The organism is Trinickia fusca (genome assembly GCF_003628145.1).
GTDB classification, from domain to species: Bacteria; Pseudomonadota; Gammaproteobacteria; order Burkholderiales; family Burkholderiaceae; genus Trinickia; species Trinickia fusca.
Map to the genome: position 1 here is coordinate 103098 of NZ_RBZV01000011.1, position 12392 is coordinate 115489.

10 protein-coding genes and 1 pseudogene are annotated in these 12392 nt (G+C 64.7%); 8 read left to right on the top strand and 3 right to left on the bottom strand.

Features of this window, described 5'->3' with window-relative positions:
- Window positions 1-25 precede the first annotated feature (25 nt).
- From D7S89_RS21390 to D7S89_RS21400, 3 genes are all read right to left on the bottom strand, one after another.
- Complete coding sequence (locus D7S89_RS21390; protein ID WP_121280863.1) at window positions 26-1222, bottom strand: aminotransferase-like domain-containing protein; 1197 nt, start codon at window positions 1220-1222, stop codon at window positions 26-28.
- Between the two features lie 82 nt (window positions 1223-1304).
- Entirely contained in the window at window positions 1305-2228 is a 924-nt protein-coding gene (locus tag D7S89_RS21395; RefSeq protein WP_121280864.1) for a DMT family transporter, read from the bottom strand.
- Window positions 2229-2270: 42 nt separating this feature from the next.
- Window positions 2271-2972 carry a VOC family protein gene (locus tag D7S89_RS21400; RefSeq protein WP_121280865.1) on the bottom strand — a complete coding sequence of 234 codons (702 nt, stop codon included), beginning with the start codon at window positions 2970-2972 and terminating at the stop codon, window positions 2271-2273.
- A 120-nt stretch (window positions 2973-3092) separates the two neighbouring features.
- Between D7S89_RS21400 and D7S89_RS21405 the strand changes: the two genes are divergently transcribed.
- From D7S89_RS21405 to D7S89_RS21440, 8 genes and pseudogenes are all read left to right on the top strand, one after another.
- The gene (locus D7S89_RS21405; protein WP_121280866.1) at window positions 3093-4571 is read left to right on the top strand and encodes an aminotransferase-like domain-containing protein; all 1479 of its coding nucleotides are present in this window, start codon (window positions 3093-3095) and stop codon (window positions 4569-4571) included.
- Between the two features lie 77 nt (window positions 4572-4648).
- A complete protein-coding gene (gene htpG / locus D7S89_RS21410; protein WP_121280867.1) occupies window positions 4649-6541 on the top strand; it encodes a molecular chaperone HtpG in 1893 nt (630 codons plus the stop codon).
- A complete protein-coding gene (locus tag D7S89_RS21415; protein ID WP_121280868.1) occupies window positions 6541-7281 on the top strand; it encodes a chorismate--pyruvate lyase family protein in 741 nt (246 codons plus the stop codon). Before htpG ends, D7S89_RS21415 begins: the two co-directional genes overlap by 1 nt.
- Window positions 7278-7778 (top strand): DNA-deoxyinosine glycosylase, encoded by a 501-nt coding sequence (locus tag D7S89_RS21420; RefSeq protein ID WP_121280927.1) that lies wholly within the window; start codon window positions 7278-7280, stop codon window positions 7776-7778. The genes D7S89_RS21415 and D7S89_RS21420 overlap by 4 nt, the downstream gene beginning before the upstream one ends.
- A gap of 172 nt (window positions 7779-7950) precedes the next feature.
- Window positions 7951-10149 (top strand): TonB-dependent siderophore receptor, encoded by a 2199-nt coding sequence (locus D7S89_RS21425; protein ID WP_484419720.1) that lies wholly within the window; start codon window positions 7951-7953, stop codon window positions 10147-10149.
- Between the two features lie 140 nt (window positions 10150-10289).
- The gene (locus D7S89_RS21430; protein WP_121280869.1) at window positions 10290-10817 is read left to right on the top strand and encodes a hypothetical protein; all 528 of its coding nucleotides are present in this window, start codon (window positions 10290-10292) and stop codon (window positions 10815-10817) included.
- A gap of 141 nt (window positions 10818-10958) precedes the next feature.
- Window positions 10959-11451: pseudogene (locus D7S89_RS21435) on the top strand (DNA-deoxyinosine glycosylase).
- A 140-nt stretch (window positions 11452-11591) separates the two neighbouring features.
- Entirely contained in the window at window positions 11592-12374 is a 783-nt protein-coding gene (locus D7S89_RS21440) for a YkgJ family cysteine cluster protein (RefSeq protein ID WP_245983115.1), read from the top strand.
- Window positions 12375-12392 lie beyond the last annotated feature (18 nt).

The window sequence follows — 12392 nt, forward strand, 5'->3', positions numbered from 1 at the left end:
CGCGCGCGCCGGGCGGGAGAGGGGATTACAGGCGCTCGCGGATCAGCGCGGCGAGACGCGCGACGCCTTCGTCGATGCGGGCCGGCGGCACCGTGACGAACGACAGGCGCAGCGTGTGCGCTTCGGCTTCGTCCGCGAAGAACGGGCCGCCCGGCACGAACGCGACGTTCTGTTCGATGGAGGCCTCGAGCAGCTTCATCGTGTCGATGTGCTTGGGCAGCGACGCCCAGACGAACATGCCGCCTTCGGGGCGGTTCCAGGTCACGCCTTCGGGCATGTGCCGCTCGAGCGACGAGAGCATGGCCTCGCATTGGTCGCGGTACAGCTCGCGGATCTTCGGGATCTGCTCGTCGAGGAAGCCATCCTTCACGACTTCATACACGATGCGCTGCGTGAGGCTCGGCGTGTGAAGGTCCGTGGCCTGCTTGGCCTGCACGAGCTTGAAGTGCAGCTCCTCGGGGGCAATGATGTAGCCGAGGCGCAGGCCCGGGGCCAGCACCTTCGAGAACGAACCGCAGTGCACGATGTGGTCGGGTGCCATCGACAGCATCGTCGGCAGCGGCGTGCCCGCGTAGTCGAGCGCACCGTACGGATCGTCCTCGACGACCGGGAACGGGCTCGTGCGGGCGAACTCGGCCAGCGCACGGCGCCGCTCGAGCGACAGGCGGCGGCCCGTCGGGTTCTGGAAATTCGGTTGCGCGTACAACAGCCGCGCGCCTTGTGTGAGCGCGGGGCTCAGGGCTTCGGGGATCAGACCGTTATCGTCGGTCGGCACCTGCACGTAGCTCGCTTCATACACCGAGAACGCCTGCAGCGCGCCGAGGTAGGTCGGCGTTTCGACGAGCACGGGGCTGCCTGCATCGATGAGCACCTTGCCGAGCAGGTCGAGCGCCTGCTGCGAGCCCGTCGTGATCAGCACTTGCGAGGTGCGGATCTGCACGCCGTCCTTCGAGTAGCGCGCGGCGATCCACTCGCGCAGCGGCAGATAGCCTTCGGTTGCGCTGTACTGGAGTGCCGCGCCCGGCGCATCGCGCAGGACACGATCGGCCGCCTCGCGCATGCGCTCGGCCGGGAACGTGGCCGGCGACGGCAGTCCGCCTGCGAACGAAATGACCTCGGGCCGTTCGGTGACTTTCAGGATCTCGCGGATCGCCGAGCTGGTGAGCTTGCGCGCGCGCTCCGAAAGTTGCCAGTCTTTATGCGGCAGGTCGCTGTGATCCATAAAAACGTCTCCTTATTTCTCGGTGGTGGGGCTGGCTGTGAAAGGCCAAACGGCAAGGCCCATTGGCAGGGCGAAGCTGTGATTATCGCTCTAGTCGCCACGCTGCGGGCATCGGTGCTGCACCGGATCTTACAGAAGCCTTGCGTCCGGCGATGACGGTGGCGATGACGGCGGCCGCGAACAGCCAAGTGGACGGCGCGACGGCTTCGCCGAAAAACACGGCGGAGAAGGCGATCGTGAAGAAAATCTGCAACAACTGCACTTGGCCCACGCGGGCCGTGCCGCCCATCGCCAGGCCTGCGTACCAGGCAAAGAAGCCGATGAGCTGCGAAAACAGTGTCACATAACCGAACGCGAGCCAGGTCTTGAGTGCGACAGGGCCAGGGTGCTGCAGATGGTGCTGCCAGCCGAGCCAGCCGACCGGCAGCACCAGAAACGGCGCGGCCACGACGAGCGCCCAGCAGATCACCTGCCAGCCGCCAATCTGCCGGGCCAGCCGCGCGCCTTCGGCATAGCCGAGCGCGCCGATGGCCACGGCCCCGAGCATCAGCGCATCGCCCGGCTGCAGCGAGCCGCCGCCTGCGTGCAGCGCATAGCCGACGACGAGCGCGCTGCCGAGCGCCGCGCAGGCCCAGAACGCCGGCGACGGCCGTTCATGCGAGAGCCAGGCCGCATAGACCGCGACGAACAGCGACTGCAGGCCGTTCACGAGCGCGCCGTGCGACGCGGGCACCGTTTTCATCGCCCAAGCCGAGAATACCGGGAACGCCACGATCACCCCGAGCGCGACGACCGCAAGACTCTTGAGCTGCGCGCGCGTGGGCCACGCTTCACGACGCCACGCCAGCAGCGCGCCGGCCGGCACGGCGGCGACCAGCGCGCGGCCGAGGCCGTTCAACAGCGGGTGAAACTCTTGCACGACGATGCGCGTCATCGGCAACGTGAGGCTAAAGATGATCACGCCGACGAGACCGAGCAGCATGCCTTGCGATTCGCGCGACTTCATGACGGACGAGTTCCTTGCGGTGGGGCGGGAAGAAAGGGGGCGTCAGCGCAGCTCGCGCACGCCGGCCGGCGTTTCGATTTGCGCGACGAGTGCGGGCGCTTGCGCGTCGTTTTCGTCGAGCTCGATCAGATGCGCGCAACCGAGCCAGTCGAGTTGCTCGCGCACGGCGGTCGCACGCGGGTGGCGGGCCTTCAGTGCTTTGATCGCGAGGCCCGTCTGTGGCAGGCGCTCGCTCGGGTGCTGCGGTGTGTCCCACTGAATCAGCGTCGGCACGACGCCGTCTCCCGCGCCTTGCCAGCTCGGGAACGCACCGTCGCCCGGTACCGTGATGCGCCAGGTCAGCTCGCCGCGCGCCATCGGGATCACGGGCGCAATGCGTTGCGGGTATTGCGACTGCCAGCGCGCGAGATCCTTGGGGCGCGGCACGCGCACGGCCCAGTGCGCGAGAAACGGTCCGTGCGCGAGGCGTGCCTGCATGGCCGGCTCGTCGAGCGCGAACCAGCGCGGCCGGCGTTGGCTCGGGTCTTGCCCGGCGCTGTCTTCGGCCTGCGGGTCGATCGCGATGATTTCGAGGTAGGCGCCGCCCCACAGGCCCAGCAGGCGGTTGTGCGTGCCCATCGCGGCATGTGCGCCGCCGGCAACGGGTTCGACACCGAGCGTGTCGGCGACGAAGCGCGAGCCTTCGTCGAGCGTGCGAGCCGCGACGACGAGATGATCGAGTTCGAGCACGGGAACGTTCTTCATACGGGAAAAGGGCTCAATGAGTCGACGGGAACGGATTGTCGCATTCACTTTAATCGGCGTGACCTGCACAGTAACGGTACAATCGCTGCGATACTTTTCGGTACAGTTCGGTGGGTCTCCATGTCCGTTCCGCTCGATTTGATCCCTGCACCGCACGGCGCATCGTCGCTTACGCTCGTCGAACAACTCGTACAGTGGGCACGGCGCCGCATCGAAGAGCGCGTATTCCGCCCCGGCATGCGCATGCCCTCGATCCGCAAGCTGGCCGAGGACAAAGGCGTGTCGCGCTTCACTGTCGTCGAGGCTTATGAACGGCTCGTGGCGCAGGGCTTCCTCGATTCGCGGCGCGGCTCCGGCTTTTACGTGCGCGAGCGCGCCGGCGCCGCTGCCGAGCACCCGGCCCGTCGCGCGTCGGGGCCGGCGGGCATGCCGGCCGCCATCGACGTCACCTGGCTGCTGCGTAACACGCTGCACACGGGCAGCCCCGAGAAGGGGCCGGGGCTCGGCTATCTGCCGGCGCGCTGGCTCGACGGCGAACTCGTGGCCGGCGCGCTGCGCACGCTGGGCCGGCAAAGCGGGGCGCAATGGCTCGGCTGCGGCACCGCGCAGGGCTTCCTGCCGCTGCGCCAGCAACTGCAGACGCGCCTGCAGGAGTTCGAGATCGGTGTCGCGCCCGAGCAGCTCGTGCTGGTGTCCGGTATCACGCAGGCGATCGACCTCATCGCGCGCCTCTACGTGCAGCCGGGCGATACCGTCATCGTCGGCGATCCGGCCTGGTTTCAGATGTTCGGCCGTTTCGCGGCGCAGGGCGCCCGGCTCGTCGGCATGCCCTACACGCCGGCCGGCCCCGACATCGACGCGCTCGAGACGCTCGTGAAGACCTGGCGGCCGCGCATGCTCGTCATCAACTCGGTGCTGCAGAATCCGACCGGCACGTCGCTGTCTCCGGCGCAGGCGTTCCGCATCCTGCGTCTGGCTGAAGAGTACGACTTCATCGTCGTCGAGGACGACATCTACGGCGACCTGTGCCCGCCCAGCTATCCGGTCACGCGCCTGGCGAGCCTCGATCAGCTCAAGCGCGTGATCTACCTGGGCAGCTTCTCCAAAACGCTGACGGCGAACCTGCGCGTGGGCTTCGTCGCATGCAGCCCAGCGCTCGCGCAGGCGATCGCCGACCAGAAGGTGCTGATCGGCATGACGACGCCCGAGCTCAACGAGCGTGTCCTGTACAAGGTGCTGACCGAAGGTCACTATCGGCGCCATATCGAGCGTCTGCGTTCGCGTCTCGACGGCGTGCGCGACCAATGCGCGCGCATGCTCGAGGCGGTCGGTTTCACGCTGTTTTCGATGCCGGCCGCCGGCATGTTCCTGTGGGTCGATACGGGCGTGGACGCCGATGCGCTCGCGGCTTACGGGCAGGAGGCCGGCTTCTTGCTCGCCCCCGGCAGTCTGTTTTCGCCGCAGCAATCGCCGACCACCTGGATGCGCTTCAATGTCGCGAATTGCGGCGATCCGGCCCTGCCGGGCTTTCTGGCCCGGTATCTCGACACGCATCGCGCCGCGCGGCCCTTGAAAACGCCGGCTGCCGCCCCCATCTGAGCGCCCGTTCGGCGCATATCAGCGTCAGCGCCTCGCGCTTTACCGTCATCGCTATTCACGAAAAGGAACTCGAGACCGTGGCCCAACAAACCATGAGCTTTCAGGCAGAAGTCAAGCAGCTTCTGCAATTGATGATTCACTCGCTGTACAGCAACAAGGAAATCTTCCTGCGAGAGCTGATCTCGAACGCATCGGATGCCGCCGACAAACTGCGCTTCGAGGCGATCGAAAAGAGTGAGTTGTTCGAGAGCGATCCCGACCTGCGCATTCGCGTGTCGTTCGACAAAGACGCGCGCACGGTGACGATCGACGACAACGGCATCGGCATGAGCCGCGACGAGGCTATTTCGCACCTGGGCACGATCGCGCGCTCGGGCACGAAGGAGTTCTTCGGCAAGCTCTCGGGCGATCAGCAAAAGGACGCGGCGCTGATCGGCCAGTTCGGCGTGGGCTTCTACTCGGGCTTCATCGTCGCCGATCGCATCACCGTCGAGTCGCGCCGCGCCGGGCTGCCGGCTGCGGAAGGCGTGCGCTGGGTCAGCGCGGGCGAGGGTGACTTCTCGGTCGAGCAAATCGAACGCGCGCAACGCGGCACCACGATCACGCTGCACCTGCGCGAAGGCGAAGACGAGCTGCTGTCGGCATATCGCATCAAATCGATCATCCGCAAGTACTCGGATCACGTCGCGCTGCCGATCCTCATGAAGCACGAGGAGTGGGACGCCGAGAAGGGCGAGATGGTGGAGAAGGACGAAGACGAGACCGTCAATCAGGCGAGCGCGCTGTGGACGCGTTCCAAGAGCGAGATCGACGACGAGCAGTACAAGCAGTTCTATCAGCACCTCGCTCACGATCACCAGGACCCGCTCGCGTGGACGCACAACCGCGTCGAAGGCCGCAGCGAGTACACGCAGCTGCTGTACGTGCCGTCGCACGCGCCGTTCGACATGTGGAATCGCGACCGTCAGGGCGGCCTGAAGCTCTACGTCAAGCGCGTGTTCATCATGGACGACGCCGAGCAGTTGCTGCCTCAATACCTGCGTTTCATCAAGGGCGTCGTCGATTCGAGCGATCTGCCGCTCAACGTGTCGCGCGAAATCCTGCAGGAAAGCCGCGACGTGAAGGCGATCCGCGAGGGCGTGACCAAGCGTGTGCTGTCGATGCTCGAGGATCTCGCGAACGCGGAGACCGACGAAGGCAAGGCCAAGTACGCGACGTTCTGGAACGAGTTCGGCCAGGTGCTCAAGGAAGGCCTCGGCGAGGACTTCGGGAACCGCGAGCGCATCGCCAAGCTGCTGCGCTTTGCGACGACGCATACCGACTCGCCCGAACAGAACGTGTCGCTGGCCGATTACGTGGCGCGCATGAAGCCCGAGCAGACGAAGATCTACTACGTGAGCGCCGACACGTGGCAGGCCGCGAAGAACAGCCCGCATCTCGAGGTGTTCCGCAAGAAGGGCATCGAAGTGCTGCTGCTGACCGATCGCGTCGACGAATGGGCGCTGTCGTACTTCACCGAGTTCGACGGCAAGCCGCTCGCGAGCGTCGCGCGTGGCGACCTCGACCTGAACGCGTTCAACGACGAAGAGAAGAAGGCGCACGAGGAAATCGGCGAGACGCTGAAGCCGCTCGTCGAGAAGATGAAGGAAGCGCTCAAGGACAAGGCCAAGGACGTGCGCCTGACCTTCCGCCTGACCGATTCGCCGTCGTGCCTCGTCTCCGACGAAGGCGACATGAGCGGCAATCTGCAGCGCATGCTGAAGGCGGCCGGCCAACAGGCGCCCGAGTTCAAGCCGATCCTCGAGGTCAATCCCGAGCACGCGCTCGTGAAGGCGCTCGCGCCGGAGCGGGGCGATTTCGGCGACTGGTGCCATCTGCTGTTCGATCAGGCGCTGCTTGCGGAAGGCGGCGCGCTCGACGATCCGGCCACCTTCGTCAAGCGCACCAACGCGCTGCTGCTCGCGCGCTGATGCACGCTGCGCTGTTGCGTTTCGATGCGGCCGGCGCGGCTTGGCGCGCCACGCCGCATCCTGCGTTTTCGTTCGATCAGAAAGACTGGCTCACGCGCGGCGGCTCGCTGACCGCGCACCTGCGTTCGTTGGGGCTCGTGCGCCTGCGCGTCACGCGCGAGGCCGTCGCGCTCGCGTGGCGCGACGAAGCGGCGGCGCTCGGCATCGCGCCACGTGCGCCCGTATGGGTGCGCGAGATCGTGCTCGAAGTGAATGGCGTGCCGTACGTCGCCGCGCACAGCGTCACGCCGCTCGCGGCGAGTCGCCACACCTGGCAGGCGATGCGGCGGCTACGCACGCGTCCGCTCGCCGAATTGCTCTATAGCGACAGCAGCGTCACGCGGTCGGTTCTCGTGAGCGCGCAGCTCACGGCGCGTCATCCGCTTTACGTGCTGGCACGCCGTGAAATCGCCATAAACGTGCCGCATGCGTTGCTGGCTCGGCGCTCGGTGTTCGTGCGCCACGGTGCGCCGTTGATGGTGACCGAATGCATGTTGCCCGCGCTGTGGGCGCATCTGGCCGAGCAGCGGCGCGAGGGTGGCCGAGAGGAGGGAAGCGGAGCACCGCGTCCGCCTGTGCTCCCGATTCCACACGACCGCGGCGGCCGGCCGGCGCGCCCGGTCCATCCTGCGCATCCCACACCATCTTCGTCGTCCTTGCCGTGCGCTTCGGGCGGTGCGCCGAAACGGCCCGCATCGTGACGCTCAAACGCTCGTTCGCGCCCGTTGTCGATGCACGCACACGCGTGCTCGTGCTCGGCAGTCTGCCCGGCGACGCTTCGCTCGCACAAGGGCAGTACTACGCGCATCGGCAGAATCGGTTCTGGCATTTGATCGGGGATGTGATCGGCGAAGCGCTGCCCGGCATGGAATACGAGGCGCGGCTGCAAGCGCTGCTCGAGCATCGCGTGGGGCTATGGGACGTGATCGAGAAGGCGAAACGCGAGGGCAGTCTCGACAGCCGAATTCGCGATCATGCGCCGAACGATCTTGCGGCGCTCGTGGCTGGGTTGCCGGATCTCGCGGCTGTTGCCTTCAACGGCGGCACGGCGGCCAAGATCGGGATCCACGCTTTGGCCGAGACCCGCCTGTCGCTCGATCTCATCAGGCTCCCGTCGAGCAGCCCTGCCTATGCGGCTGTGCCTTACGCCGACAAATTGCGCGCATGGGAAGCTTTGCGGCAGTGGTTGCGGGAATAGCTTCCGTCCCTGCATCGGGCGTCGCGCCGACGCCTGTCCGCGGCTGCACGCCTCCACAAGGCCACACCCGCTATGTTCATGAACGCATTCGATAGAAGCGAATCCCGCATTGAAACTCGTGAAATTGCAGGACCCCTCCAGCCAGCGAAGCGAGAGGGTATTCGTCCCTTCGGTGCAATTGACCCTAGCCACGCAGCGTGGCGCGACGAAAGGCGGACGTGCGATCGCTGCTGGCGCGATATTTTGTGCCACGGCCGCTGGCCATGCATACGCGCAGACCGCGCAACCCGCGGACGATACGCAAGCGACGGGTGCCGCGCTGCCGGAGATCGTGGTGAACGGCGTGGCGAACGCGCCATCAGTCGGGCTCGTCGGTAAGCGCACCGTAACGGGCACGAAGACCGATACGCCGATCACCGAGATTCCTCAAACGATCAACGTCGTCACCGAGCAGCAGATCGAGATGACGGGCTCCACCGACCTCAATCTGGCGCTGCGCTACCTACCAGGCTTCGCCTCGTATGGATCCGACAACCGTTCGGACCTGTATGCGATGCTACGAGGCTTCAAGCCGGCTCTGTTCGTCGACGGATTGCAAGCGCCGAATACGACGACCATCGCGGATTGGCGCGTTGACCCGTATGCGATCAATAGCGTCACGGTGCTACGTGGGCCGACGTCGGTGCTGTATGGGGCTGGTGATCCGGGCGCGATCGTCGATGTGCAGACGAAGCAGGCCGACGGCCAGCGCGTGCGCGAGGCTGGGGTGCAGATCGGCAACTACGCGCGTAAGGAGACGATGTTCGATATCGGCGACAAGCTCGACTCCGACGGCACGTATGCCTACCGCTTCGTCGGCGTTACCCGCGACGGCAACGCACAGACAGGCCCGAATGGGGACCAGCGCGTCGCGCTTGCGCCTTCACTGCGCTGGCGGCCGGATGCCGATACCTCGCTGACCCTCACGACGACCTATCTGCAGGACTGGAACGATTTTTCACACAACTTCCTACCTGCGCAGGGCACCGTACTGCCGAACCCTAATGGACAGCTCACGCACGACGTCTACACCGGCGTCCCGACATTCAACGACTACCGGAAGAAACAGTGGTCGCTCGGCTACCAGTTCTCGCACAACCTCGATTCGACGTGGACGTTGCGCCAGGACGTACGCTGGATGCACCTGTCGCTTGACGATGCATCGGTCTTCGGCGCCGGCCTGGCCAAGGGCAGCACGACCGACATAAGGCGTTACGCAGGACTGTTCCAACTCAACTACAGCCGCTTCGATATCGACAACAACGTACAGGCGCGCTTCGGCACCGGGCCGCTCGAGCATACGGTGCTGCTCGGCTTGCAGTACAACCGGCAGACGACGACCGACAGCGAGTGGCTCGCGCTGGCGCCGAACCTGAACCTTTACGATCCGGTCTATACGCCGGTCACGAGCGAGATCTTCTCGGGCCCGACGTCCTTGGGCCACCCCGATCTGTACACGGAGATGAACACGGTCGGTACCTACGCGCAAGATCAGATCAAATGGGACCGCTGGACGTTGACGCTGGGTGGCCGCGAGGATTGGGTCAACCTGCGCCAGGAAGACCGCGAGGCCGGGACCCAGGCGAACCAGGACGTCAGTGCGTTCTCGGGCCGCGTCGGCCTCACGTATCGCGGCGACTACGGCCTATCGCCGTACGTCAGCTATTCGACCTCATTCGATCCGGTCATCGGTGTGAAGATGTTCGGTGGCGGATTGCCCCAGCCAACGCGTGGCAGGCAGATCGAGGCAGGCCTGCGCTGGCAGCCGCTCGGCAAGAACCTGATGTTGAGCGCGGTCGCCTACCAGATCAACCAGACGAACGTCGTGACACCGGCGCCGACGAATCTCGATCCGATCGGCACGTTCTCCGTGCAGACTGGCGAGGTGCGTTCGCGCGGCATCGAGCTGAGCGCGGTCGGAAACGTGACGCGCGAGATGTCGATCATCGCGTCGTACGTCTATCAAGACGTAAAGAACATCAAGGCGAACGGCGCGTCGCTGAACAACTGGCCTGTCGACATTGCTCGGCCGCGCCAGATGGCGTCGCTGTGGGCCGATTGGACATGGCATACCGGGGCCCTCGCGGGATTCGGCATCGACGGCGGGATCCGCTATCAGAGCGCGTCGGCGGGGGCGCCGGACAACTCGCTGACGATCCCGAGCTACACGCTGTACGATGCGGCGCTGCACTATGCCACTCGCTATTGGCGTTTTTCACTGAACGTGGCAAACCTGTTCGACCGTCGGTACATCAGCGGTTGCCAGTCGTATGCGGTCTGCGCATTCGGCAACGAGCGAACCGTGCTGGCCAGCGCCAAATACAACTGGTGACGCTGCAGCAGCGCCAGTGTCCGAAGCGTCCTTGAGAGATTGCCTTATCCGTTCGTCACTGCGCCGCATTTACCGCTTGCCGGGCGGATAGAATCGCATGCATTGTGCCGAATGCACCGGACGAAATCAGTGAACCCGCAATGACCGATACATCCTTTCCCTCATCCGACTCCGCCACCGATCTCCATGACAGGGAGATCCCTGAAACGCTGCACGAGGACGGTTTGTGGCGCGACAGCGGCTGGACCGCGCGTGTAATCAAGAACGAGGACGACGATGGGTGGGCCGTCGAAATGATCAGGGACGGTGAGCCGGAGCCGGCGCTTGTCGGTCCATGGACGATGGGCCGCAACAAGAAGGATCCGAAGCCGCTCGATGCTTCGGCATTCAATACGCTGGTGAAAACGGCGTCGGAGGTATTGCGCCGGCACGAGCAGCAGCTTCGCGCGCAACTGCATAAGAGCCTGACGGTGGCGGCGGCAACGGGCGATGGCGAATTGAAGATCACGCTGGACATCGTTCCCGACGAGGACGAGCCTTACGCGCTGCTGACTGCTCTCGATGCCTTTGGCGAGCAGCTTGCTCAAGTGCAGGTGGCGGTGAACTTCAAGCTCAGCAAGGCCAGTGCCGCGAGCTGGGTGGAAAACGAGTTTCGCCGGCCAAGCTGATAGTCGATTTTGGCTGATTGCCCTGCCTGTCCCGCACGACCGCGGCGGCCGTCCGGCGCGAGCGGTGCATCATGCGCATCCCGCACAATCCTCGCCATCTCTGCCGTCCACTTCGGGTGGCGCGCCGAAACGGCCCGCATCGTGACCCTCAAGCGCTCCTTCGCGCCCGTCGTCGATGCGCAGACGCGCGTGCTCGTGCTCGGTAGCCTCGCCCGGCGAGGCTTCGCTGGCACAAGGGCAGTACTACGCGCATCGGCAAAACAAATTTTGGCAGTTGGTGGGGGACGTGATCGAACGAGACTTGATCGGTATGGAATATCCGGCGCGTCTCGATACGTTGCTCGAACATCGCATCGGATTGTGGGATGTCGTGGCCGAAGCTCAACGCATCGGTAGCTTGGATAGTCGTATCCGTAACCATGCCAGCAACGACCTGATCTCGCTTGTCGAAACCCTGCCGAATCTGGTTGCCATAGCCTTCAATGGTGGGACTGCAGCCAAAATCGGAATGAAGGTGCTAGGTGAGAAGGCGGAACGATATCAACTCGTTCGTTTGCCGTCGAGCAGCCCGGCGTACGCAGCCATTTCATACGAAGAGAAATTGGCCGGCTGGCGTAGACTGCGGGACATTTAGACGGATAACCCTGTGTATGGCAGCGATTGCACAGGTGCGTTCGCTCGAGGCTTGGAGCGGGGTCGCATCAGCACGAGTCTCCGGGGTGCAGCCGCATAGCTTGCGCGCCCCCAGTAGACCCAAAACAGAGGGAATCCCACTTGTCGGACAACATCAATTTTCAGTGCACGATGTGCGGCAGGTGCTGCCACGATCTCCTTCTGCCGGTTACGCTTGCCGAGGCTCGGAAGTGGCTGGGGCGTGGCGGACAGGTGGACGTGTTGTGCGAAGCGACGCCGTGGCCAGTGGAACCCGATTCGACGAACGCATTTGCCGGATACAAGCGAAGGAGGACGTTCGCTGCCAGCAGCGGCACCTTGCCGATCAGAGTGGCGGTGACGCTGGCGGCATCATTCGCGGGTGCCTGTCCCAACCTGGGCGACGATATGCGGTGCGGCATTTACGAAGAGCGTCCGTTCGTTTGCCGCGTTTATCCGGCGGAGATCAATCCATTTATTCGCCTGCAGCAAGAGCATAAGCTTTGTCCATCCGACGCATGGCAGGTCCGGACGCCTTTTGCCGTTGGCGGCGTATTGGTCGATTCTGCAACGCGCGTATCAATCGAACAAAGCCGGCGCGCCGCCGAGGATGAGGTCAATGACAGGCGCGCGCTTTGTGAGCGATTGCATATCGATAAGGCCTCGGTCGCCAACGAGGGCTTCTTGATCGTCTCGCCGCCTCGGGAGCAGTTACTCGCAGCGTTGCTCGATACGCAGGCAGGCAATGGCCCGGGTACAGATAACGGGGCGTGGACGCTTATTTCGAATCGACGCGCAACGGTGGATACGCTGGCGAAGGTCGGTGCGCTCAGTGAACTGGATAATGGGCAGCCGGGTGACGGTTACCGCTATGTCGGGGTTCAAGGCGCTGCGGCAGACGTCTGAGCCGGGTGCAGGGCAAAA